The organism is Streptomyces sp. NPDC019443, assembly GCF_044389785.1.
In the GTDB taxonomy this organism is placed as follows: domain Bacteria; phylum Actinomycetota; class Actinomycetes; order Streptomycetales; family Streptomycetaceae; genus Streptomyces.
The window spans coordinates 393,421-416,303 of sequence record NZ_JBIRYJ010000001.1; the positions used below are offsets into that span (position 1 = coordinate 393,421).

A 22,883-nucleotide genomic window follows, 5' to 3' on the forward strand; every position below is an offset into this window, starting at 1 on the left:
AGCCGCGCCCACCGGGATCACGGTGGGGGGTTGACGAGAGCGTAAGCCGGTCCATGCGTCGAAAGACCCCGAGGAAGCGCTTCTTCAAGAAGCCGTAAGAAAGCCATCAGGCTCCGGCAAGGTACGCCGGGCAGGCCGCGGGGCCATGTGCGGTTGCACCTCTTGTGGGCAGACACCTCCTGTGGCATACAGGTCTGGACCATTGCCGTCCGCCGCGGAGGTCCGACCGTGCAACGTCCCCCCACACTGCCTGCGTTGGCCTGCGCCGCCGCTCTCCTGCTGACCGCCTGCGGAGGCGAGGGCAAAGACACCGAGAACCCGTCGACCCCCGTCGGCGTGACGGCCCAGGCGGGCAGTGCCACCTCCGTGCATGTCATGTGGGAGCAGGCCACCGACAACAAGGCGGTTACCGGGTACGAGGTGTTCCAGCAGGGCGCCAAGGTCAAGACGCTGCCAGGCACCAAGCACATGGTCGACATCGACCGGCTGTCCCCGTCGACGGCGTACAGCTTCACCGTCCGCGCGCGGGACGCCGCCGGGAACCTCTCGAAGCCCGGCCCGGCGACAGTCGTCACCACGCCGGCCCCCACTCCGGAGGACAAGAAGGCGCCCACGGCTCCGGCCAAGCTGCAGGGCAAGGCCGACGGGGGCCGAGCGGTCACCCTGTCCTGGGGGAAGGCCGCCGACAACATCGGGGTCACCTCGTACGACATCTACCAGGAGGACTCCCGTATCCACAGCGTGCGCGGCACTGAGACCAGGGCCCGCGTCACCGGCCTGCGGCCAGGCACCGTCTACACCTTCACGGTGCGGGCGCGCGATGCCGCCGAGAACTCCTCGCCGGACAGCAACTCCGTGGATCTCACGACGGCTTCGGCGCCGGGCAAGGGTCCCAGCACCGCGCCGACCGATCTCAAAGCGACGGCCCGCAAGGGAAACGTCGACCTGACCTGGACGCCGCCGAAGACCGGCGCGCCGGTCAAGGAGCATCAGCTGTACCTGAACGGGAAGTTGGCCACCACGATCGTCTGGGGCGCCGAACCTCCCGCCGGGACGGCGGCGTACACCTTCATGGTCACGGACAAGCCCGGCACCCGCTACAGCGTCAAGCTCCGGGCGAAGCTGCCCGACGGGAAGTGGGGCGACTTCTCCGCGCAGCGCTCGGTGGTGGTCGGCAGGCGGTGAGCGCCCCTCCGGTGCGAGCACTCACGCCTGCTCAAGTGCCGCCCGCTCGGCGCGGTGTTGGTGGACGCGCAGGTGCATAGTGGCCAGATCGAGCAGCCGGGTCGCGACCGAGAGGGCGCGGGCGCGACTCACGAGGTCGCCGAAGACGTGCTCGACCTCGGTGGGACGACCGGCCACGACGTCGCGGTACATGGAGGGTGCGAATCGTGACCCGGCCTGGGTCACGGTCGAGGTGGTGGCGGCGAGTTCGGCCTCCGGGACGGGGAAGCCCGCCGCCGCCGATACTGCGGCGGCCTAGGCCAGGACGGCGGGGCCGAGGCCCGAGCCGCCGGGGACCGCGCTGACATCGCCGACCGTGCCACGTATCAGGCAGGTCAGGGCACTGACGTTGGTGATGAAGACCCACTTGTGCCACATCGCCGCGACGATGTCCGTCGACACACTCGCGTCGATGCCCGCGTCGTCCAGGAGGGCGTGGATGGTGTCCACTCGTGAAGACGGCCGGCCATCCTGTTCGCCGATGGTCAGGGTCGCCAGCGGGGCGAGGCGGACGATGTCGCCGTCGTCGTTCACGGTGGTGACGATCTTGGCCACGCCGCCCAGAACCGGTCGGGCGCCGAAGCGTGCGTCGAGCTCGTCGAGATGGGCCAGGCCGTTGAGGAAGGGCACGATGGCGGTCTGCGGGCCGTTCGCCGGGACGACATCGTCGATGGCCTGCTAGAGGGTGGTGGCCTTCACCGACAGCAGTACCAGGTCGTAGGGGGAGGAGAGTTCGTCGGCAGTGACCAGCTGGGGCGTGATCACCTCTTCCTCGCCCAGACCGGTGATGCGCAGACCCCGCTCACGCAGCGTCGCGGCGAGGCGCGGGCGGCAGCGGACCTGACCCGGGCGCCCCGGCTGCCACGCGGCGGCACACCGCACCCCCTGACCTTGGTCGGGAACAAACCACATCGGTCCGTAGTTCCGAAGGTCATGACGACCAAGCCCGAAGTCCTGCGCTACACCGCCTTCTCCGACGACCCCGAGGGAGGCAACCCTGCCGGGGTCGTCCTCGATGCCTCAGGACTCGGCGACGCCGACATGCTCTCCATCGCCGCCGACCTCGGGTACAGCGAGTCCGCCTTCCTGTCCGCGCCGCCCGCGGGGCTCGGCGGGGAGCCCGGACGGGCGTTCACCATCCGGTACTTCAGCCCCAAGGCGGAGGTGCCGTTCTGCGGTCACGCCACGGTTGCCACCGCAATTGCCCTCGGCGAGCGCATCGGGACCGGCGACCTGGTGTTCGCGACGCGTGCGGGGACGGTGCCGGTGACGGTGAGCGAAGGGGGCGGGGCGCTGCGGGCCACACTCACCACGGTCGAGCCGCACTGCGAGGACATCGCGGAGGCCGACCTCGCCGAGGCGCTGGCCGCGCTCGCCTGGCCGGCCGCCGATCTGGATCCCGCGCTGCCGCCCCGTATCGCCTTCGCCGGCGCGCGGCATCTGGTGCTCGCGGCCGCGACCCGTGAGCGGCTGGCGGATCTGGCGTACGACTTCGAACGCCTCGAAGCCCTGATGCACCGCCTCGATCTGACCACGGTGCAGTTGGTGTGGCGGGAGTCGGAGAGCGTCTTCCACGTGCGCGACCCGTTCCCGGTGGGCGGCGTGGTGGAGGACCCGGCGACGGGCGCGGCGGCCGGCGCGTTCGGCGCGTACGCCCGCGAACTCGGCCTGGTCCCCGAGGCAGCGGTGCTCACTCTCCACCAGGGCGAGGACATGGGGCGTCCAGGGGTTCTGACCGTGGAACTGCGCGAGGGCGACCCGCGGGTGCGGGTGACCGGGACGGGCACACGGATCCCCTGACGCGGGCCGGCCGCCCGCGGCGGGACCGCCGGCGCCGCGGCCCGTCCGGTTCCGAGCCATGCCAGGGCACCCGTGGTCACGGGAGGCTTTCGCGCAGGGGCGACGCACGCCCGGAAAAGGGGATGAGCCGCAGGCCCGACGGCTGTTAGGTTCACGGGGCGCGGGGCGGCTCCCGAGCGTGCTTCCTTCTCATTTCTTCTGATGAATCAGCGTGCTCACTTCCCGCCCCGCGCGACACCCGGTCATCCGGGAGGGGGAGAAAGAGACTTGTCCAGCACCACGGTCACCACCCGTACCGTCACCCGCCCGCGCAGCCTCGCCGCCGTGCTTCTGTCGCGCCGCGGCGCCCTCTACCCGCCCACTCCGGCCGCTGCCGCAATCCCGGCCGGCGGCGACGTGGCCCTGCTCGAAGCCGACCTCGTCGACCGCGGCTACCTGATGGCACCGCCGCTGCGCGCCGCGTTCGCCGCACTCGACGCATCCACCCTCGGCGCGGTGGGCCGAGAACTGCTCTGCGACATCGACAGCGCCCTCGGCGCCGACCGCCCGCACGTGCCCCTGCTGCACGGTTTCCCCGACAGCACACCGCACGACACAAACGCGCACTACGTCGACCGCGTGCTCACCGTGTTGTTCCAGCGCCCCGAGCAGCCGTGCGTGCTCTGCGGCACGGTGGAATCCGTCGTGCCCGTCTCGCCGTGCGCCCACCTGGTGTGCGGCGCCTGCTTCGACGGCGCGGACTTCTCGGCGTGCCCCGTGTGCGAGCGCCGCATCGACCCGTCCGATCCGTTCCTGCGCCCCAAGAGCCCGCGCCGACAGCTGTTCCGCCGTGCCGCGCCGCCCGAGCGGCTGCGCCTGCTGTCGTACGGTGGTGACCTGACGGCTCGTCAGATCGACGCGGCCCGCGAACTGGACACCCTGCTCTCCCGCACGGGCGCCCTCAGCCCCCAGGACACCGATGACCTGGAAGCGCTGCTGGCCGCCAGGACCCGCGACGACCTCGACAGACTGCCGACAACCGTGCCGGGCCGGGAGGCGAAGGCCCGCCTCGTCGCCTGGCTGCTCGCCGACCCCGCGGCCTACCCGGCCACCCTTCCCGTCGCGACCGGCCTCATCGGCACCGCCACCGATGTCCTGCGCGTACTCGCGGTCCGCTCCGGGGGAGACGCCGGGCTCGTCGAGATCCCGCGCTTCGCCTCCGTACCCCGACCCCTGCGCCGCGGCCTGCTGTCCATTCTCGACACACTCGATCCGGCACAGGCCGCCCAGGACATGCGGCGGCACCGGCGGGCCTGGATCCACGCGGCGGAACTCCTGCACCCCTTCGAGCACCCGGACCGGTTCCCGCGCGCGTCGCTCGCCTTCGCGGCGCTGCGCGGCACCCGGCTCGGCGACGACACCTTGTCCGCGGCCCTGCGCACGGCCGCGGAGAGCGTCGATCACATCGACGTCACCGGCCCGACCGTCACGGCGTACAGCTGGAGCGGCCAGGTCGAGGTCGCCCTCGCGGCCCGCGACATCGCCGGGGCGCTCACGCTGCTCGAGCGGCGGCCGGGCGAACTCGTCCGCCGCCTCGATCACCTGCTGCGCCTCATCGGCGACGGGGACGAGGACGGCGCCTGCGTCGTCGTCTCCGCGCTGGAGCGGGTGGTTCCGCGGGTGGCGCCGGCCGTCCTGCTGTCCGCGCTCGGGGCCATCCGCACCCGGGACCGGGATCGGGTGGCACGGGTGTTCTTCCCGAAGGGCGCGGCGGCGAAGACCCATGTCGCCGACGACGAGAGGCCGGCGCTGCCCGCCGCCCTCGTGCGGACCGTGGTCGACGTGCTGACGGCGGAGATGCTGCGCCGGGCGGGGAACGCGGCACCCGTAGAGGTCGCGGTCGTCGACGCCGCGCTGGACGGTGTCGTCGCGCCGTTCACCGAACGGACGGCGTCCCGAGCCCTGGTGACCCTTCCGCGCGGCAGCGAACTCGCCGTACCGGACGGCAGGACGCTGCGCCTGTTCCTGCACTGGATGGAGAGCCCCACCTCGGGACGGACCGACCTGGACCTGTCGGCCGCGATGTTCGACGCGGACTGGCGGCAGGTCGGGGTGTGCGACTACACCAGCCTGCGGTACGCGAGCCAGGCCGCGGTCCACTCCGGCGACCTCCAGGACGCGCCGCCTCCGCTCGGCGCGAGCGAGTTCGTGGACCTCGACCTGGAGCGGCTCGGCGCAGCCGGGGTCCGCTATGTCGTCGCGGTGGTCTACTCGTACAACAACGTCCCCTTCGGCGACCTGGCGGAAGCCTTCGCCGGGCTCATGCTGCGGGACCAACCCGGGAACCGGGGGCCGGTGTTCGACCCGCGCTCCGTCGAGCAGCGCTTCGACCTCACCGGGAGCAGCCGCGCCTGCGTCCCGCTGCTTGTCGACGTGCAGGCGCGCACCATGCGCTGGCTCGACGTCGTCAAGGGGGTCACCGGTACGCACCACGCCGTGTGGCGGCACGCGGACGCGCTGGCCACCCTCGCCCACCGGCTGACGGACCTGTTCGCCTCGGGCTCGCGCGTCGGCCTGGGCGAGCTGGCGGTGTGGCAGGCCGCGGCCCGGGCGGCCACGGTCGTCGTACGCCACACGGACGGTTCGCGGAGCGTGTACCGGCGGCGGGACGGCGAGGACGTGGCCGGCTTCGCCGCCCGGATCGGCTCGCCCGACACGGACGCTCACGCGGGCGACGATGGTGACGGGCCGTCGGCGGCACCGCGGCTGGCCTACCTGCTCCGAGGCGACCTGGAACAGCCCGACGGGAGCGAGGTGTTCGCCCTGTACCCGCTGGGCCAGGACGCGGCGCGCGTGCGCCTGCTCGCTGCCGCCGACATGGTCACGGATCTCGCTCCTCGGTGACCGGCAGGCGATCGCGATCAGAGAAGAAGAAGCACTGAGGCCCAGACATGGTTCTGGGCAGGTGGGGCCTCGGCTGGTGGGTGGCTGGTGTGCCGGATGCGTGGCTGCTGCTGCACAGTAACGCGCTCAAGGGGTCGCGAGTTGGGGCCGCGGCCCTCTCCGGTGACGCATTATGCCCCGGCGGACCAGCCAGTCCGCGGGCACCAGGCAGCCCCCGGCCCGTCAGACGATCCCGGCCCGCAGTGCGTGCAGTTCGGAGCGGACGAGTTCGAGGAGGCGACCCGTCCAGTTCCTGCCGCGGCCGGCGTTGTCGCCCCAGAAGCCGGAGTCGGCGTCGTTGTAGACGAGGGTCGCGTCGCCCGTCGCCATAAGGATCTCGGCCAGGCCGGGGTGCTGGGTGTACTTGGCCCGCAGCAGGCCGGTCATGACAGCGGCCCGTGCCTGCTCCCAACCGTCGCGGCGGCGTGCGTCCGCGGCCGGCCCACGGGCGGCGAAGGGGGTGTCCGCGCCCGTGATCGCGGCCTGGGCGTCGGGGTCGGTGGTGGACAGGGCCCAGTACGCGTGGGCGACGGTGGGGTAGGTGACGCCGTCGACGGCGATGGGTGCGGGGTAGTCGTTGCGCAGGGCCTTCGTGCCCGGGTCGTCCGACGGCTTCAGCGGATACGACTGGTACAGCTGGATCGCAGGCGCGACCGGGGTCGCCGGTCCGTCCGCCGGGATCCGGGAGGGCCGTTCGGCGATCCACTTGGCCCGGTCCTCGAAGTAGGCGACGGCCTCGTCGTAATCCTCTTGCGTGACGGGCTCGTCCGGCCAGGCCTCCACCTGCCCGCCCGGCCCCGCCACCAGGACCTGGAGCGGCCAGTCCTTCCGGTCCATGTCGCCGAGCGCGTAGAGGCGCTGGGTCCTGGGGATGGCGAGGTAGGCGGCGCGGGCGCCGGCTCGTTTCTCCTCGGTCCGGTCGGCGAGGAACGCGTCAACGGCGGTCAGGCACCGCTCCGTCGAGTCAGGGCGGCCGTTCAGCTGGTCGATGGTGTCCCGCACCTCGGCGAGCACCAGTTCGGGGGTGAGCCAGGTACGCGGCTCGCTGAACGTCCAGGCGGCGAGATCGTGGCCGGACGCCCTGCCGCCGTCCGGGAGTTCGGTGGCGACCCAGCCGCAACGCAGCTTCTCCTCGAACTCGTCGAGGGTGACCAGGCCCCAGCAGTCGATGAGCCCGTCCGCGTAGATGAACAGGTCGGTGAGAAAGTAGTCGCCGTTGCGGATGAAGGCGTGCCGCCAGGTCCCGGGTACGCGTATGCCGTCCGCCATGCGGTAGGTGGTCCGATTGCCGATCATCGCGCCATTGTGCCGGACCCGCCAGGCGCGCCGGCGCTGCATTTTGCTCCGCCTGTCTCATGCGCGGTGACCATGCCCGTTCCGCTGTCAGCGCTGCCGGGATGAGCCGGAGCGTGAGCGTCGATCCGGACCTGCTCGGGACGGTGCCCGCTCGGCCGCGCGCCCCGAGTGCGTGTCAGCGGAGGATAGGCACCCCACCTGGATCTGCCGATTACTCCGAGTTATTGATAATCAGCGCGTGCCGACCGGGTGTGACGATCGATCGGCTGCGCGCGGGTCAAGCTCGCCCTTGGGATCGGACGTGGAGTCCCCAACCGGTCGAAACGAGGAGCGCTCGCATGAGTCCTGCCAACAGGACAAGGTCCCGGCTGGGACCGCTGTCTCGTCGAGCCAACTGGACCGCGGGCGGCGCGATCGCCTCACTCGCGCTGGTCCTGGCGGCCGGGCTCGTCAGTCCGGTCGGGGTCGCGGCTCAGAGCATGGGCGAACGCGTGAGCGTGTCGAGCGGCCCGGGCGGCGGGGACGACAAGTGCAGGGACGGGTCGGGCCGCAGCGGCAAGGGCGCGGCGGGCCTTGCGCTGGGCGGGGACGGCTGGGGTGCCTTGGCCGCCGTCGAGAGGCTGGCAGCGGGCGAGCCGTTGGCACTGAGATACGTGATGGACTAGGACCAGGGCCGGCTGCTCGCCCAGATCTCCGAGGGCCACGCCGACGCCCTCCCACAGATCCGCGATCGTGAGCCGCAGGCGTCGGTCGGCCGCCCCCACGGCCAGCACCCGCACGGACAAGCCGCTGCTGACGTTCAAGCAGATCGCCGTGGTGGTCGCGTGGACGTATGGGTGAAGCGGCCGGACGGTCGCCGACTACGACGCTCCGCACATGGCTAGCGCGGTTCGCGCCAGCCCGCGCAGCCAGGCGTGGGCGTGGTCGGTGTCGTAGCGCTGATGCCACGACAGGTATATCGGTGCCGACGGCAGTTCGAGCGGGAGGGGGAGCACGACCAGGCCGAGGTCGGCGACCGCTGACCGCGTGGTGGCTTCGGGGACGCTGATCAGGAGATCGGAGCCGCGCGCGAACCCCAGCGCGGCCGCTTCCGTGGGCGCGGTCGCCACCACGCGGCGGGTGAGGCCGAGCCGCGCGAGGGCGTCGTCGAGGGCATTGCTGAGGTTTCCACGTCGCGAGACGGTGACGTGCTCAGCGGCGGCGTACCGCTTTGCGGTGACGGTCCTGACGCGGGTGAGGGGGTGCCCCTGCCTCACGACGATGACGAGGCGGGTCTCGCCCACGTTCTCGGCACGGATGTCCGGTGCGCTCGGGCGGTTGGCGTTCGCCTCCAGGTCGACCTCGCCGCGCCGCAACTCGGGGGTGTCGATGCTCGATTCCGCGACGAAGCGCAATCGCACGCCCGGCGCCTGTCCGCGCACGGCCGCGAGCAGTGCGGGGCCGCTCAAGGCGACCAGGGAATCGTGCCATCGGAGTGTGAAAGTGCGCTCCAACGTTGCCAGATCGAGTTCACGGCTCGGTGCCAGCACCCCCTGGACCTGGTGCAGCAGCTCGTGCACCTGTTCCCGGACGGCGATCGCATACGGCGTCGGGGTCATCGTGCGGCCGGTGCGCACCAGGATCTGATCCCCGGTCGTGCGCCGGATTCGGCCCAGACTCCGGCTCATCGCGGGGGCGGTGACGTGCAGGCGCGCGGCAGCCCCGGCCACACTTCCCTCCTCCAGCAGCGCGTCGAGCGCGGCGAGCAGGTTCAAATCCAATTGCATGTGAGTAATCCTAGCCGTGCTTGACATGCATTTGAAGTTAATGAAGGGGCTGTATACCTTCGAGACGAGAGCGCAAGACGGAACGCACAGCTCGGCCCGACCGGCCTCATCACCCCTCCTCACACGGGAGTACCACCATGTCCGAAACGCTTCAGACCACTGACGTCGCCGTCTCCGACGCCGACCTGCTCGACCAGACCGCGATCGCCGTGCGCGCGGCTGGTTCGGCGCTGCGCGAGCGCTTCGGCGAGGTGGTCCGCTACCAGACCCGCGAAGAGCTGATGCGCGCGCTCGCCGCCAACGACGACACGGCCCTCGACATCCTGCGCCCCCGCCTCACGCGCCTGCGCCCGGACGCCGGCTGGGTGGAGGACGAACTGGACGGCGGGGCGCTGCCGCCCGGCGAATGGTGGGTCGTGGATCCGGCCGAAGGCAACGTCAACCACCTGCACGCCCTGCCGGAGTGGGCGGTGACCGCCACCCTCGTGCGTGAGAACCAGCCGGTGCTCACCGCGGTCCACCTGCCGTTGACCGGCGAGACCTACACCGCGCTCACCGGCGCGGGCGCCCACCTCGACGGCCGGCCGCTGCACGTCTCCCAGACCGCGGACCTCGGCCTGAGCATCGTGGCCACCAGCCAGGCCCGGCCGGACGAGGACGAGAAGGTCGTGAGCCGCGTCGGCTCCTCGATCACCGCGATGCTTTTCGACGCGCTCGTCGTCCGCACCGCCGTGCCCGCGACCCTGCACCTGCTGAACGTGGCCGCCGGCCGGATCGACGCCTTCTGGCAGTTCGCCGGCGCCCGCGCGGACCTGCTGCCCGGGGCGCTGCTCGTCACCGAGGCCGGCGGACAGATCTCCGACGCCGAGGGCCGCCCCTGGACCCCGCAGAGCGAGAGCTTCCTGGCCGCCGCGCCCGGCGTCCACGCCGACGCCGTCGCCACGCTCTCACGCTGACCGCGCACCACAACCTGCACGCACGGAAGGACCAGATCATCATGACCACGATCGCAGTTCTCGGAAACGGCCGCGTCGGCGGCAACCTGGCCACAGCCCTCATCCGGGCAGGGCATGAGGTGACCGTGGCGGACCGCGCGCCGGGCGCCGCCGCCGACGCTGCCCGGACAGCCCAGATCGTCATCAACGCCACCCCGGGCGCCGGCTCGCTGGACCGGCTCGTCGCCCTGCGCGAGGAACTGCGCGACAAGATCCTCGTCGACGTCTCCAACGCCACCGTCGACGGACCGGACGGACTGCCCGCCGACCTGATCTACCCCGGCTCAAGCCTCGCCGAGCAACTCCAGGAAGCGCTCCCCGAAACGCGCGTCGTCAAGACACTCAACACCATGCTCTTCCCGGTGATGACCGCGCCAGCCACGCTCACCCAGGCGCCCGACGCCTTCCTCTCCGGCGAGGACCCGCAGGCCAAGCAGACCGTCCGTGAACTGCTCATCGACCTCGGCTGGCGCAAGGAGTGGATCACTGATCTCGGCGGGATCCGGACCGCCCGCGCCGCAGAGGCCGCGATACTGTTCGTACCGCACGTGATTCGGTCCAGCGGATTCGCGCCCTTCGCGATCTCGATCGCCCGCTGATCCGCACACAGTGCACCGCCCCGGGCGGGCCCCACATCCAGAACGGATACGACAGCGCAGCCAGGGCCGACGATTCAGCCCGGACGGCGACCCGTGGCCACCCTTCCCGGGGCCGTCGGCCTCGCACCGAGGAATCGGCCCATCTCGCGGCGCACGGCGGAGGCCGGCCGGCCTAGGGGCGGCGGGCGATCCAGGTGGTGCGTGTCGTGCGGACGCTCAGGTCACCGCGGCGCGCGATGCCGAGCGGGTGGGTCTCGTCCAAGAGGGCGTCGAGGGCAGCCAGGTCATCCGCCTCCAGCGCGTCGTCGGCGTGGGAGCGCAGCTTGGTCAGACAGACCTGCGCGTAGCGGCCCAACGCCGGACCGGCCTGGGAGGCGGTGAGGCGGATCTCGAAGGGGCGGCGCGCGTCCACGGTGAAGCCGGCGTCCATGAGCGTCCGGTCCCATTCGTGCGGCGGCTCGGTGTTCGTCACGGCGTGCAGCCGTGCCTCCAGCCCAGGGCGGCCGACGCCGGCGTCCTCGGGCAGGAAGCGCGGGAAGAAGTCCATCTCGCTGACCGCGAGCAGACCGCCCGGCCGCAGCTGCCCGTACGCCTGAGCCAGCGTCCGGGCCGGATCGCTCAGGTGGTGCAGGAAGGCAGCGGCCCACATCAGGTCGTACGGCTCCTCTTTGCCGGACAGGAGCCATGGCTCGTCCAGGTTCGCCTCCAGCGTGCGGATACGTCCTGCGACGCCGTGCGTGGCTGCCTGCTTCTGCAGCCGGTGCAGCATCTGGGGCGAGATGTCCGCCGCCGTCACCGACGCGGCGGGGAACCGGTCGGCGAGCGCGAGACTGCCGGTGCCGGGACCACTGCCCACGTCCATGATCCGCGCCGGGACGGAGTCGGCGAGATTCGCGATCCAGTCGGTCAGCTCCGTGAGGTACGGCTTGAGGACCTCGGCGTCCAGCTCCAGCAGCTCCGCCATCGCGACGTCGAAGCCGCTCGCACGCTCGTGCCCGACATGACCGTGAGTGGTGTGGTGCGTACTCATGCGCCGACGGTATGACGATCACTGCCAGCAGGTCATACATTCTTGCCGGTGAAGCAAGAATCGACTCTCGACGCCATCGTCAGGATGCGGATCCGGTCCCTGCGCAAAGCACGCGGCTGGTCACTGGACAACCTCGCCGAACGCGCCGACATCAGCCCGTCCCAGCTCAGCCGGATCGAGACCGGGCACCGCCGCATCAGCCTTGACCAGCTCACCGCCATCGCGAGCGCCCTGGGCAAGTCCCTCGACCAGCTCGTCGAATCCCCCGACGACTCCGACATCGTCATCCGTCCCGACCGCGACGAGGACCGGGGCCTGACCACCTGGCTCCTCAGCGGCGACAACGGCCCCCAGGGCCTGACCGTCGCCAAGATGCGCATCACCGACCCGGCGGGCGCCGTCGCGCCGGACGACCTCGGAGTCCACCCGGGCCGGGACTGGTTCACCGTGCTGTCCGGCACGGTCGTCCTCTACCTCGGCGAACGCGTCATTCGCGTCGAGGCCGGACAGGCCGCCTCCTTCTCCACCATGACCCCCCACACCCTGCGCGCCGACCGCGGGCCCGCCGAGGTCCTGTGCATCCTCGACCACAACGGCGAACGCAACCACCTCCGCGGCGGCCGCTCGGGCATGTTCATGCCGCACCTTGGCCTACGATGACGCGGGCGACGGGCGGGCGAGCCGCCGCTGGGAAGGCGGACGCACATGGTGTTCAACGGGGGCGGACCCGTAACGCAGCCACCCGTACCGGCGGCACCGCCCGCGCCGCCGGGCCGTGGGCTTGGCTCGCTGCCGGGGTTGGTGACTGTCAATGGCGTGTTGTGGCTGCTCCTGCTGCCTGCCATCGCGGCCATCATCGGAGACGGGATCTCGACGGTGACCGCCGAGCAGGAGTTGACCCTGTTCATCGGTACCGTCGTCGTGCTCGGTGGGGCCGCCCTGGTCAACGCGCTGTTCTCGCTGGCCATGGGGCGGGCGCTCGCGCTTGTCGAGGGGCCGAAGGCGGCGCGGGGCTTTATGTCGGGCGGGCTGCTGCAGTTCACCGCGGCCGCGACCGGGACGCTTGCGCTCGGCCGGTGGGAGACCTGGTCGGACGAGACGATGCGGCTCACCGTAGGCGGGCTGGCCATCACCTGGCTGACTTACAGTTACGGCCACTTCCAGCAGGCCCGTGCCGCCCGGCACATCGCGCCCAAAGCGTGGGTGTGGCATGCCGTGACGCCTGTCGTCGGCCTCTTCTGGGTGCCCGTCGTCGGCTTCGAGCTCGACCTCGACGAGTACGGGGCGGCCGGCATCGCGCTCGCCATTGCTCAGGTGGTGTGCGGTCTGGCGTTCCCGATCGTCATCGGGGTGGTGTGGCTGCGGTACGGGGCGGGTCTGCGGCGGATCGTCAGCAGTGGCGGGGGCCGGGTCCCGACCGGGCAGGGAGCCCACGCCGGACATGTCACGGCGGGACCGCTCCTGCCCGGACAGGCTCCCGTCGCACCCCCGTTGCCAGGACAGGAACCGGCCGCCCAGACCTGGCCGCCGCAAGGGCACGCTCCGCAGGGTTAGTACCTCGTCGCCCAGTTCGCCGACCGCTGGGGTGTCACACCCCGTGTCGGCACCCCCGGCAAGAACGTATGGGCGGAACTCGCATTGAATACCGCGTAATTCTCACCGACCACTCTCGTACCTGCCGTGACGAACCCGAGGCGCCGAGACCGTGCGGAGCACAGGCGCCCGAAGTAGCGATACCGGGCTCGGGCAGGATGGGCTCCCATGACGGGTGGGAGAGTCGAGCCCACGGAGCTGCTGCAGCGTGCCGGGCTGGAAATCATGGGGGACTGGCGAACCGAGGACGTACTGCCGCCCCGGGCCGCCTGGAGGCCGGTCGTGACGTACGGAGCCGAGCCGACCGTGGCCGTACGGAGAGACCGGCCGGGCCTGGTCGCCGAGCTCAACGCGCAATGGCACCGGCTCGCGGTCGAGTACGGGATCACCGGCGAGGACGGTGTGTTCCTGATCGATGTCGCAGGCACCCGGACTGGCAGCGCGCCCAAGCAATGGACGCGGGTACGGCTCGCCAAGGAGTGGGACCTCGCGGGCGTGCTGGGCGAGCGATCCGGGCAGCCGGAGTTCGTCGCGGTCTCGACGGACGGGGACACGCTGCTGGGGGCGACGACTGAGGAGTACGAGGTCTGGCTCATCGCCGTGGACCGGGTCAAGGAGCGGATGGAAGAGGCCGCGAAGGCGACGGCGCGAGAGACCGCGGAAGAGCGGGAGGCCGCTTGGAGTTCGCTGTCCCTGGGGCCCGGGCCGACAGAGCGGCTGCGCCAAGTGTGGGCGGACGGCCTGGGGTTCAACCCGGCGGCGCCCGAGGACGTACTGCGGCGGCTGCTGGGCCGGTCGTCGCACTTTCTCTGGCGCAAGCTGCCGTCTGCGGTGGTCGATGCCGCTGTCGTCCACCCGGAGTGGAACGTACGCGGACGGTTCGCGGAGGCCCAGCCGGACATGACGGCCGAGCAGTGGACCGGGCTGGTCGTACGCCTCTTCCTTGCCGAATCCTGCGGCGACGCCCCTGGCGACATGCTCCTGGAGGTGTGGCGATGGTGGAACGGCAGCCTCAGCTACCCCGGACGACCGCGCACGCACCCGAACTTCCCGCGCCGCGACCTCCTGCGGTACGCCGATGACCCGCACCCACGGATGCGGCAACTGGCCCTCGACGACTCGGAATCCACAGCCGACCTGGTGGAGCGTTTCAGTCGGGACACGGATGTGGAGGTGCGGTTGCGGGCCGCCACCGACCCTCGCCTGTCGGCCGCCTCCGCGGTGCGGCTGCTCGACGACCCGCAGGAGCGGGTGCGCGATGCGGCGGCCAGGCACCCCCGGCTGCCCGCGCGGGTACTGGTCCGGCTGCTGCGGGACACGGACACCGCGGGCGACGCAGCCCAGAACCCGGCGCTGCCCGTCGACCTCATGCACCGGATGACCGACCCGGTCCAGCCACGCTCAGCTTCGTAGGACGCCGCTGCCGCCGTCCCGTGCTGCTTCTGGAGGGACAGCGAATCTGCGCAGCAATGGCTGGCCAAACGGCCAGAGTTGACCGAGACAGCCCTCACGTGCAAGGGGTGGGGCGCCTGGACCGTGCCCTCGCGCCCCTGGGAGCACGCACCGGGATCGAACGGTGCGGGTCCACCATGGATCCTCGTACGGGGGCCGGTGTGGGTGCCCGGAACGTGTCCGGAACGTGTCCGGGACTGTCCGGGACAACGTCGGACCGGGGGGAAGGGGGGATTCCGGACTTACGGTACTTCGCCATGGACACAACACGGAGAGCGATCCTGCGGGGAATGGCGGCGGCGCCGGTCGTGGCGGCGGCGGGCGGGCTACTGGTGCCGGAGTCGGCGATGGCCGCTCAGGCGGAGTCCCCGCTCATCCTGGAGTACGACCCGGCTGAGACCGGCGCCCATGTGCAGGGAATCCGGTGGCTCACACGAAGGTTCGGCAAGTACGACGCTGCGGAGATTTCGCTGGCGCGGGCGTGGGGGGTCACGAAGCTGAGTCCGGCCGAGGTTCCGTCGTGGCCGGCCCGCTCACCCGAACCCGCCTTCGCCTTCGGCTGGTCTCCGAACGACCCGGACGCCAACACGAAGGGCAAGTGGCATCCCCAAGGCGTGACGACCTATTACGACGCGATGGGCCGCAATCGCAAGCGCATGATGGTCTCCTGGTACGACCAGTCATCGGCGGACAACGGCGCTCGCATAGCCGTCATCGACCGCAGCGGCAGCGATCCGCGGTACCACTACGTGGCGCTGGTGAAGGCCGTTAAGTCGGGCTCTGGGTACGCCGCCGAGCCGATCAGCGGCCTGCATGCCGGAGGCCTGGCGTGGTACCGGAACCGGCTGTACGTCACGGACAGCAAGAACGGCGCGCTCCTGGTGTTCAACACCGATGAGCTGTTCAAGTTCGGCGGCGCCACCCCCTACGCGATGCCCTTGAGCCGCACCTACCAAGCGGACGACGACTCGAAGGCCAGGCTCAAGTTCTCGCAGGTCTCGGTGGACCGCACCTCGCTCCAGGGGCCGTTCCGGCGAGCCACGCTCATCGTGAACGAGTGGGTGCCGGACAAAAAACCCCAGCTTGTGGGCCGGTGGAGCTTCGCCTACGGCAGCGGGTCGCTGCTGCTGTCCGACCGCACGAGAGCTCAGTCATCGTCGGTCTACCGGGTCGAGCGGGGGAGCGGCCTGCCCGGCGGCACGGGAATTCAGGGAGCGGTCGCCATCGGCAACACGCTGTACCTTTCCGTCAGCGACGGGGCCAACGAGGGGTACTTCAGTGCCGTGGCGCTCAATCGCGAGGGCGTCGGGACAGCCGTGACGAAGTGGCGCGTACCACGTGGGCCGGAAGACCTGAGCTATGAGGACCGTCCCGGAAGGGGCGGGTGGGTGTGGGGGCTCGGCGAGTACGTGGGGAACCGCCATGTGTACGCGATGCCGGTGTGACAGGCTGTTTCTCAACCTCAGGCAGTGATCACAGGCCTCTTGTTGCAAGGCCAGTGTGCTGGACTGGTAGTTGATGGCACCCGAGCCGAGACGGGGATACCCGCGATCACCGGCCTTTCCGGCACGACCGCCCGTCTGTGTGTGTAACGCCGTCCGGAATCTCTGTTGCCGAAACGCCTTGGACCTGCGGCGTTGAGGATAGAAAACACGCACCGAGACAGAACAACAGGCGCCCCGTCTGACCGAACCTTGATCGCGTCTCAGCGAAGTCTTGCCGCGCCTGCCTGGTCGAAGCGGCGGAGTCCCGGAGAGGCGCTGCGTGCGCAGTTCGCGGCAGCACGACGCCCCCGGCGCTGTGCGGTACCGGGGGCGGTGCGAGTGAACCAGCTTGGTCAGCCGCGCAGTTGCTCGTATGCCGACAGCGTCAGGAAGTCCTCGTAGTTCTCGTCCAGCGCCACCTTCAGCAGCAGGTCGTGCGCCTGCTGCCAGTTGCCCGCCGCGAATGCCTCATCGCCGATCTCCTCGCGGATCGCGGCCAGTTCCTCCGCCGCGACCTTGCGAGCCAGGTCCGCGGTGGCCGGCTCGCCGTTCTCGAAGACGACGCCGGCGTTGATCCACTGCCAGATCTGGGAGCGGGAGATCTCCGCGGTGGCGGCGTCCTCCATGAGGTTGAAGATCGCGACCGCGCCCAGCCCGCGCAGCCACGCCTCGATGTAGCGGATGCCGACCTGGACGGCGTTGCGCAGGCCCTCGTACGTCGGCCTGGCGTGGAGTGAGTCGATGGCGATGAGGTCGCCGGCCGCCACCGAGACGTCCTCGCGCAGGCGGTCCTTCTGGTTCGGCTTGGAGCCCAGCACCGCGTCGAAGGAGGCCATCGCGATCGGCACCAGGTCCGGGTGGGCGACCCAGGAGCCGTCGAAGCCGTCGCCCGCCTCGCGGTCCTTGTCGGCCTTGACCTTTTCGAAGGCGACCTTGTTGACCTCGGCGTCGCGCCGGGACGGGATGAAGGCGGCCATGCCGCCGATCGCGTGGGCGCCGCGCTTGTGGCACGTACGGACCAGGAGTTCGGTGTACGCGCGCATGAAGGGGGCTGTCATCGTCACCGCGTTGCGGTCCGGGAGCACGAACTTCTCGCCGCCGTCACGGAAGTTCTTGACGATCGAGAAGAGGTAGTCCCAGCGGCCCGCGTTGAGGCCGGCCGCGTGGTCGCGGAGCTCGTAGAGGATCTCCTCCATCTCGTACGCGGCGGTGATCGTCTCGATGAGGACGGTCGCGCGGACGGTGCCCTGTGGGATGCCGACGTAGTCCTGGGCAAAGACGAAGACGTCGTTCCAGAGGCGGGCCTCCAGGTGCGACTCCGTCTTCGGGAGGTAGAAGTACGGGCCCTTGCCGAGGTCGATCAGGCGCTTGGCGTTGTGGAAGAAGTACAGGCCGAAGTCGACCAGCGCGCCCGGGACCGGGCGGCCGTCGAACTGGAGGTGGCGCTCCTCGAGGTGCCAGCCGCGCGGGCGCATCACGACGGTCGCGAGTTCCTCGTTCGGCCCCAGGGCGTACGACTTCCCGGACTTCGGATCGGTGAAGTCGATCTTCCGCTCGTAGGCGTCGATCAGATTGAGCTGGCCGAGGACGACGTTCTCCCACGTGGGAGCGGACGCGTCCTCAAAGTCTGCGAGCCAGATCTTCGCGCCGGAGTTCAGCGCGTTGATGGTCATCTTGCGGTCGGTCGGACCGGTGATCTCCACCCGGCGGTCGTTGAGTGCCGCGGGGGCCGGTGCGACCTTCCAGGAGTCGTCCGTACGGATTGCCGCGGTCTCCGGGAGGAAGTCCAGGGAGGAGGTACGGGCGATCTCGGCGCGGCGCTCGGAGCGACGGGCGAGAAGCGCGTCGCGCCGCGGCGTGAACCGCTGGTGCAGCTCAGCCACGAAGGCGAGGGCCGCGTCTGTGAGGACCTCTTCCTGCCGGGGCAGGGGCTCGGCTTCGACGATGGCCAGCGGGGACGGCGCTGGTGCGGACATGAGCTGTCACTTCCTTCAGCGGGCGGTGCCTGGCGGCCGCCGGGCGTACAGATGCGGCACTCGGTGCCGCATGACCGAGGTGCGGTCGCGGGCGCCGTCTGGGGTCGGGCGCTTCTGACCAGTGGATAGTAGTTTTCTCATGGTGGAAGTTCAATGTCTTGTTGATATCGAGATTCTCTGAGTCGACAGACCATGGCGCTGAGTGCCACGCCGTTTACTCAAGGTGCGTCAGATCTTCTGCCGTGTCGATGTCGTACGCCTCTGCGATGTCGCCGCACTCGATCAGCGCGAGCGAGGACTCGTGCGCCTTCAGATACGCGCGTGCGCCGCGGTCGCCGACCGCGCTCGCCGCGATGTCCTTCCAGCAGTGCGCGCCGAACAGGACCGGATGGCCGCGCTCTCCTTCGTACGCCGCGGCCGCGAGCGAATCCCGGGAGCGGTACGCGGCGCGGATGCGGGCCACCGCCGCCGGGCCGATCCCCGGCTGGTCCACGAGAGAGACGAGCGCCGCGTCCGCCTCCGTGGTGTCGAGCGACTCCAGACCCGCTCGAAGCGAGGAGCCCATGCCCTCCTCCCACTCCGGGTTGTCGACCAGTACGCAACCGGAGAGGTCGGCCTCCTTCCGTACGCGATCGGCCGCGGCGCCCAGCACCACATGCACGGGTCCGCAGCCGCCCGCGCGCAGCACGCGCACCGCGTGTTCGACCAGCGGCCGGCCCCGGTGCCGGAGCAGCGCCTTCGGGCGCCCGCCGAGCCGTCGCCCGCCGCCCGCCGCGAGCAGCAGTCCGGCGACGACCGGTTCCTTCGATGGGTGGGGGAGTGGGTGTGCCATAAGGACTCCTTACCTCATAACCGGTCGAAGTGCTGAGCGATTCACGGCCCGCCGGCCGTGTTCCGCAACCGCGCGGGCGCCATTGGTCGTCCGACGTGGAGAGCGGGGCGAGCCTTGGATAAGGTGCCTCCGATACTGAAGTTCGGCATGGGGGACGAGAGTTCGATGAGTGGGCGCGCACACGAGGGAACGGTCTTCCAGCCTCTGGCCGAAGATGATCCGAAGCACGTCGCCGGATACAAGCTCGCCGCCAAGCTCGGCGCGGGCGGCATGGGCAAGGTGTACCTGTCGTACACGCCCGGCGGCCGTCCCATCGCCATCAAGGTGATCAGGCCCGACTTCGCCCAAGACGCCGAATTCCGCCGCCGGTTCGCCCAGGAGGTGCAGGCCGCACAGCGCGTGCAGGGCCTGTACACCGCGCCGGTCATCGACGCCGATCCGGAGGCAAAGCAGCCCTGGCTCGCCACGGCTTACGTCCCCGGGCCCTCCCTCGCCGACGCCGTCATCCAGCACGGCAAGCTGCCGGTGGAGACCGTGCTGCTGCTGGTCGCCGGGATCGCCGAGGCGCTGCACGTCATCCACGGCGCGGGCATCGTCCACCGTGACCTCAAACCGGCCAACGTCCTGCTCGCCTCGGACGGGCCGCGCGTCATCGACTTCGGTATCGCCCGGGCCGCCGACGCGACTTCGCTCACCAGCAGCGGCGTCACCATCGGCACCCCCTCCTTCATGGCGCCGGAGCAGGCGGCCGGCAGTCAGGTCACCCCGGCCACCGACATCTTCGCGCTCGGCCAGATCGCGGCGTACGCGGCGACCGGCAGGGCGGCCTTCGGTGAAGGCACCTCGCACGGCGTGCTCTACCGGATCGTGCATGAGGAGCCCGACCTCACCGAACTGCCGGAGCAGCTGAGCGAGTTGGTGACCCGCTGCCTGGCGAAGGACCCCGAGGCCCGGCCTTCGGTCGCCGACCTCCTCGCCATCTGCCAGTCCGCCAATGCGGAAACGGTGCTGCGCCGGCCGGAGGAGTGGCTGCCGGGCGCCGTCGCCGCCGAGATCACCACGCGCACGGCGGCGCCCGCGCCGCCGGTGACGCCGCCCGCCGGGCAGGCCCCTGCTCCGGTGCAGCCTCCGGCCCGCCCGCCGACGCAGGCCGCTGCTCAGGCTCCCGTCCAGCAGTCGCCCCACTACGCGCCCACCCAGACCGCCGGCCAGGCCCAGATGCAGTCGCCCGCTCCGGTTCCGCCGCCCACGACGGCGTCCGCCCCGGCGACCCCGCCGCCCGGTTTCGGCCCGTCGGCCCAGTCGCCGACCTACGGTTACCCGCATGCGCATGCCACCCCGCACGCGCAGACGGCACCCCAGTACGTCCGGCCCCCGCAGCCGTACCAACCGCAGCCGTACCAAACGGTCTCCGGGCCCCTCGCACCCGCCGCGCCTAAGAAGAAGGGCAGCACCCTCGCCATCGCCGTCGTCGCCACCCTGGTGATCGGTGCGCTGGCCGGCGGCGGCGCGTACCTCGCCCTGTCGGACAAGGACGACAAGGGCAACCAGTCGCAGGGCGACAAGGCCGGCAGCTCGCCGGACACGAGCGGGGACGGCACCCAGGACCCCGGCACCCCGGGCGGCGACCAGTCCTCCAAGCCCGCCGAACCGGTCGCGGACCCGACGCCCAAGACGTACAACGGCCTCCACGTGACGGACGACTACGGCATCAGCCTCGGCGACGAGCCGGTCAAGCCGATTGAGGGTGACAGCGCCAACACCATCGACTTCGAGCACGAGTACTACCTCGGCTCGATCGATGCCAAGAACGCGAAGCTGGTCCTGCTGCGCACCGGCCAGAGCGCCGACCTGGCGACCTGCCGGAGCGAGACCCGGTTCGCCACTGGGCTCAAGGTCGAGAACCTGTCGAAGGGCGCGAAGTTCTGTGTGCTGAGTGAGACGGGGAACGTGGGCCTGGTGACCTACCAGGGGAGGTCGCCCGAAGGGGATCCCAGCCACTACATCACCGTTGATGTCACGGTCTGGCGCGGTGCGATCGACTCCGTACAGCCGTCGTCCTGAATTACGTCCACGGAGTGGCGCCTGCCGCATCGGATGGCGTTAACTTGCCCGCGACCCCGGGCGGCTGACCGACGACCGACGGGTTTTCGAGCCTGCACAAAGGTGTGCGAGGGGGAGAGCTTTGTTGCGTAGCGTGGGGCAGACGCGGGTGACAGGGAGCGGCGAGGACCCTAGGGCGACGGAGCTGCGCGCTGCCGTCTCCCGGCTCCGCCGCGAACTCGCCGGTCACCCGGCGGAGTTCCCCGACCGGGGCATCGCGGAGGACGAACTGGCCGTGCTGGCGGCGATGGTGGCGGGCGGCGACCCTGAAATCCTGCGGATGCGCCGCTCGTTGCTGCTGATCGCGGGCGCGATCGGCTCGGTGAGCGCGCTGGCTCCGGCGCTGATGGGGGTACGGGACGCGGTCGACCTGTTCGGTGAGGTGCCGCCGCGGCGAAGAGTTTGAGTGGGCGGCGGTGCGGGCTGTCTTCGGCGGGCCTGTTCGACGCCGTACGCCCTTCTGGGGCCCCCACGCCCGTAGGGCGTAGGGGGAGTGTCCTCAATCTCCCCCAGACTTCGTCCGGGGGGACCCCCAACGGGCTTGAACTTCCGCCGGCGATTGAGGCGCAGGGGCCGGGGCAACGCCCCAGCGGACCGTCTCAGCCGCGGCGGTACGGCGACGGTGCTGGTCGCCCATGTCCGGGGCCGGCTCAGAGGGCAATGCGGCGTTCGTCCGCCCCGATCGGGAAGTCGTTGATGCTCGCGTACCGGCGTCGCATCAGTCCGTTCTCGTCGAACTCCCAGTTCTCGTTGCCGTAACTGCGGAACCACCTGTCCTCGTCGTTGTGCCACTCGTATTCGAAGCGGACGGCGATGCGGTTGTCGGTGAAGGCCCACAGCTCCTTGCGCAGACGGTAGTCCAGCTCGTACCGCCACTTCTCACGCAGGAACTCCACGATTTCCGCGCGCCCACAGAGGAACACGTCGCGGTTGCGCCACTCGGACTCCTCGGTGTAGCCGAGGGCGACCCGCTCGGGGTCCCGGCTGTTCCAGGCGTCCTCTGCCGCCCTGACTTTCTGCAGCGCGGTCTCGGCGGTGAAGGGCGGGAACGGCGGCCTCGTGGCGGTCATGACTCTCCCATCGGCAACGGGAGAACGTGCGTTCTCCCCGGTGTCCAGTAGCGTAGGAGAACGGTGATTCTCACGCAAGGCGAGGGTTGGAATGGAAGCCGCAGCACTGGAGGTCCGCGTCCTCGACGCAGCCGAGTCGCTCCTCTACGGGCGGGGACTGCAGACCGTCGGCATGGACGAGATCCGGAACGAGTCGGGGGTGTCACTCAAGCGCCTCTATCAGCTCTTCCCCTCCAAGGAGCGCCTGGTGGAGGCCTATCTGCGCCGACGCGACGCGCGCTGGCGGGCATCGCTGGCGAGCTCTGTCGACGCCCGGCCCGCCGAGGAGAACAAGATCCTTGCGGTCTTCGACTGGCTGGAGTCGTGGTTCGAGGAGCCCGATTTCCGTGGCTGTGCGTTCGTCAATTCCTTCGGGGAGCTGGGAGCCACATCGGAAGGGGTCGCGACCGCGGCCCGCGATCACGTCGATGCGCTGCGGCGGTATCTGGCGGGCCTGGTGGCTTCGGCGGGCCACTCCGCCGGGCTGGCGGAGCCGCTCCTGCTGCTCGTGGAAGGTGCGACGGTGACGGCCGCGATCTCCGGGAACAGTGCGACGGCGGGGCGGGCCCGGGAGGCGGCGCGCACGCTGCTGGAAGCGGATCGCTCGCAGGACGTTCAGGGCGCTCAGGACGCTACGGTCTGAACGCACCTGCGCCGGCGACCATGAGTCGCCGGCGCGGTCTGCTGTTCTCGGGCGTCAGC

The 22,883-nt window shown here is 70.7% G+C and carries 19 protein-coding genes and 2 pseudogenes; 13 read left to right on the top strand and 8 right to left on the bottom strand.

The window, feature by feature from the left end; all coding sequences use genetic code 11:
* Positions 1-228: 228 nt before the first annotated feature.
* Positions 229-1,185: a fibronectin type III domain-containing protein gene (locus ACH492_RS01775; RefSeq protein ID WP_398981707.1), complete on the top strand. Its 957-nt coding sequence runs from the start codon at positions 229-231 to the stop codon at positions 1,183-1,185.
* A gap of 21 nt (positions 1,186-1,206) precedes the next feature.
* Here the strand turns inward: ACH492_RS01775 and ACH492_RS01780 are convergent.
* Together ACH492_RS01780 and ACH492_RS01785 are read right to left on the bottom strand one after the other, a co-directional pair.
* Positions 1,207-1,464, bottom strand: a pseudogene (locus tag ACH492_RS01780) (ketopantoate reductase family protein); the annotation flags it as partial.
* Between the two features lie 15 nt (positions 1,465-1,479).
* Positions 1,480-2,136, bottom strand: a pseudogene (locus ACH492_RS01785) (2-dehydropantoate 2-reductase N-terminal domain-containing protein).
* A 21-nt stretch (positions 2,137-2,157) separates the two neighbouring features.
* On the opposite strand from ACH492_RS01785, the gene ACH492_RS01790 reads away from it, so the two are divergent.
* Both ACH492_RS01790 and ACH492_RS01795 read left to right on the top strand, forming a co-directional pair.
* Positions 2,158-3,024: a PhzF family phenazine biosynthesis protein gene (locus ACH492_RS01790; protein WP_398981709.1), complete on the top strand. Its 867-nt coding sequence runs from the start codon at positions 2,158-2,160 to the stop codon at positions 3,022-3,024.
* Positions 3,025-3,291: 267 nt separating this feature from the next.
* A complete protein-coding gene (locus ACH492_RS01795) occupies positions 3,292-5,907 on the top strand; it encodes an MXAN_6230/SCO0854 family RING domain-containing protein (RefSeq protein ID WP_398981711.1) in 2,616 nt (871 codons plus the stop codon).
* A 222-nt stretch (positions 5,908-6,129) separates the two neighbouring features.
* Here the strand turns inward: ACH492_RS01795 and ACH492_RS01800 are convergent, their stop codons facing one another.
* A complete protein-coding gene (locus ACH492_RS01800; RefSeq protein ID WP_398981713.1) occupies positions 6,130-7,242 on the bottom strand; it encodes an NADAR family protein in 1,113 nt (370 codons plus the stop codon).
* 338 nt (positions 7,243-7,580) lie between these two features.
* On the opposite strand from ACH492_RS01800, the gene ACH492_RS01805 reads away from it, so the two are divergent.
* Positions 7,581-7,907: a hypothetical protein gene (locus tag ACH492_RS01805; RefSeq protein WP_398981715.1), complete on the top strand. Its 327-nt coding sequence runs from the start codon at positions 7,581-7,583 to the stop codon at positions 7,905-7,907.
* Between the two features lie 195 nt (positions 7,908-8,102).
* On the opposite strand, the gene ACH492_RS01810 is transcribed toward ACH492_RS01805, so the two are convergent.
* Complete coding sequence (locus ACH492_RS01810; protein ID WP_398981717.1) at positions 8,103-9,008, bottom strand: LysR family transcriptional regulator; 906 nt, start codon at positions 9,006-9,008, stop codon at positions 8,103-8,105.
* Between the two features lie 137 nt (positions 9,009-9,145).
* On the opposite strand from ACH492_RS01810, the gene ACH492_RS01815 reads away from it, so the two are divergent.
* Together ACH492_RS01815 and ACH492_RS01820 are read left to right on the top strand one after the other, a co-directional pair.
* On the top strand, positions 9,146-9,964 hold the full coding sequence (locus ACH492_RS01815; RefSeq protein ID WP_398981719.1) for a 3'(2'),5'-bisphosphate nucleotidase CysQ: 819 nt from the start codon (positions 9,146-9,148) through the stop codon (positions 9,962-9,964).
* Between the two features lie 41 nt (positions 9,965-10,005).
* Positions 10,006-10,602, top strand: a complete 597-nt coding sequence (locus ACH492_RS01820) for an NADPH-dependent F420 reductase (RefSeq protein ID WP_398981721.1) — start codon at positions 10,006-10,008, stop codon at positions 10,600-10,602.
* 172 nt (positions 10,603-10,774) lie between these two features.
* Here ACH492_RS01820 and ACH492_RS01825 read toward each other — a convergent pair whose 3' ends face one another.
* Positions 10,775-11,632 (bottom strand): class I SAM-dependent methyltransferase, encoded by an 858-nt coding sequence (locus ACH492_RS01825; protein ID WP_398981723.1) that lies wholly within the window; start codon positions 11,630-11,632, stop codon positions 10,775-10,777.
* Between the two features lie 84 nt (positions 11,633-11,716).
* Between ACH492_RS01825 and ACH492_RS01830 the strand changes: the two genes are divergently transcribed.
* From ACH492_RS01830 to ACH492_RS01845, 4 genes are all read left to right on the top strand, one after another.
* Entirely contained in the window at positions 11,717-12,292 is a 576-nt protein-coding gene (locus ACH492_RS01830) for a helix-turn-helix domain-containing protein (RefSeq protein ID WP_398983234.1), read from the top strand.
* A gap of 156 nt (positions 12,293-12,448) precedes the next feature.
* Positions 12,449-13,186: a hypothetical protein gene (locus ACH492_RS01835; protein ID WP_398981725.1), complete on the top strand. Its 738-nt coding sequence runs from the start codon at positions 12,449-12,451 to the stop codon at positions 13,184-13,186.
* Between the two features lie 207 nt (positions 13,187-13,393).
* Positions 13,394-14,638, top strand: a complete 1,245-nt coding sequence (locus tag ACH492_RS01840) for a hypothetical protein (protein WP_398981726.1) — start codon at positions 13,394-13,396, stop codon at positions 14,636-14,638.
* Between the two features lie 296 nt (positions 14,639-14,934).
* On the top strand, positions 14,935-16,122 hold the full coding sequence (locus ACH492_RS01845; RefSeq protein WP_398981728.1) for a hypothetical protein: 1,188 nt from the start codon (positions 14,935-14,937) through the stop codon (positions 16,120-16,122).
* A 392-nt stretch (positions 16,123-16,514) separates the two neighbouring features.
* On the opposite strand, the gene aceB is transcribed toward ACH492_RS01845, so the two are convergent.
* Positions 16,515-18,137, bottom strand: a complete 1,623-nt coding sequence (aceB, locus tag ACH492_RS01850) for a malate synthase A (protein WP_398981730.1) — start codon at positions 18,135-18,137, stop codon at positions 16,515-16,517.
* Between the two features lie 214 nt (positions 18,138-18,351).
* Positions 18,352-18,969, bottom strand: a complete 618-nt coding sequence (locus tag ACH492_RS01855; protein WP_398981732.1) for an NTP transferase domain-containing protein — start codon at positions 18,967-18,969, stop codon at positions 18,352-18,354.
* Positions 18,970-19,134: 165 nt separating this feature from the next.
* Between ACH492_RS01855 and ACH492_RS01860 the strand changes: the two genes are divergently transcribed.
* Entirely contained in the window at positions 19,135-21,033 is a 1,899-nt protein-coding gene (locus ACH492_RS01860; protein ID WP_398981734.1) for a protein kinase, read from the top strand.
* Between the two features lie 121 nt (positions 21,034-21,154).
* On the top strand, positions 21,155-21,478 hold the full coding sequence (locus ACH492_RS01865) for a DUF5955 family protein (RefSeq protein WP_398981736.1): 324 nt from the start codon (positions 21,155-21,157) through the stop codon (positions 21,476-21,478).
* A 244-nt stretch (positions 21,479-21,722) separates the two neighbouring features.
* On the opposite strand, the gene ACH492_RS01870 is transcribed toward ACH492_RS01865, so the two are convergent.
* A complete protein-coding gene (locus ACH492_RS01870; protein ID WP_398981738.1) occupies positions 21,723-22,142 on the bottom strand; it encodes a DUF1348 family protein in 420 nt (139 codons plus the stop codon).
* A 91-nt stretch (positions 22,143-22,233) separates the two neighbouring features.
* On the opposite strand from ACH492_RS01870, the gene ACH492_RS01875 reads away from it, so the two are divergent.
* Positions 22,234-22,824 (top strand): TetR/AcrR family transcriptional regulator, encoded by a 591-nt coding sequence (locus ACH492_RS01875; RefSeq protein ID WP_398981740.1) that lies wholly within the window; start codon positions 22,234-22,236, stop codon positions 22,822-22,824.
* Positions 22,825-22,883 lie beyond the last annotated feature (59 nt).

Excerpts from the sequence above, each read along its gene's own strand:
- ACH492_RS01825 (WP_398981723.1), bottom strand. The coding sequence starts at position 11,632 with ATGAGTACGCACCACACCACTCACGGTCATGTCGGGCACGAGCGTGCG.
- ACH492_RS01805 (WP_398981715.1), top strand. The coding sequence starts at position 7,581 with ATGAGTCCTGCCAACAGGACAAGGTCCCGGCTGGGACCGCTGTCTCGT.
- ACH492_RS01790 (WP_398981709.1), top strand. The coding sequence starts at position 2,158 with ATGACGACCAAGCCCGAAGTCCTGCGCTACACCGCCTTCTCCGACGAC.
- ACH492_RS01800 (WP_398981713.1), bottom strand. The coding sequence starts at position 7,242 with ATGATCGGCAATCGGACCACCTACCGCATGGCGGACGGCATACGCGTA.
- ACH492_RS01855 (WP_398981732.1), bottom strand. The coding sequence starts at position 18,969 with ATGGCACACCCACTCCCCCACCCATCGAAGGAACCGGTCGTCGCCGGA.
- ACH492_RS01815 (WP_398981719.1), top strand. The coding sequence starts at position 9,146 with ATGTCCGAAACGCTTCAGACCACTGACGTCGCCGTCTCCGACGCCGAC.
- aceB (WP_398981730.1), bottom strand. The coding sequence starts at position 18,137 with ATGTCCGCACCAGCGCCGTCCCCGCTGGCCATCGTCGAAGCCGAGCCC.
- ACH492_RS01840 (WP_398981726.1), top strand. The coding sequence starts at position 13,394 with ATGACGGGTGGGAGAGTCGAGCCCACGGAGCTGCTGCAGCGTGCCGGG.
- ACH492_RS01870 (WP_398981738.1), bottom strand. The coding sequence starts at position 22,142 with ATGACCGCCACGAGGCCGCCGTTCCCGCCCTTCACCGCCGAGACCGCG.
- ACH492_RS01875 (WP_398981740.1), top strand. The coding sequence starts at position 22,234 with ATGGAAGCCGCAGCACTGGAGGTCCGCGTCCTCGACGCAGCCGAGTCG.
- ACH492_RS01860 (WP_398981734.1), top strand. The coding sequence starts at position 19,135 with ATGAGTGGGCGCGCACACGAGGGAACGGTCTTCCAGCCTCTGGCCGAA.
- ACH492_RS01845 (WP_398981728.1), top strand. The coding sequence starts at position 14,935 with ATGGACACAACACGGAGAGCGATCCTGCGGGGAATGGCGGCGGCGCCG.
- ACH492_RS01810 (WP_398981717.1), bottom strand. The coding sequence starts at position 9,008 with ATGCAATTGGATTTGAACCTGCTCGCCGCGCTCGACGCGCTGCTGGAG.
- ACH492_RS01820 (WP_398981721.1), top strand. The coding sequence starts at position 10,006 with ATGACCACGATCGCAGTTCTCGGAAACGGCCGCGTCGGCGGCAACCTG.
- ACH492_RS01830 (WP_398983234.1), top strand. The coding sequence starts at position 11,717 with ATGCGGATCCGGTCCCTGCGCAAAGCACGCGGCTGGTCACTGGACAAC.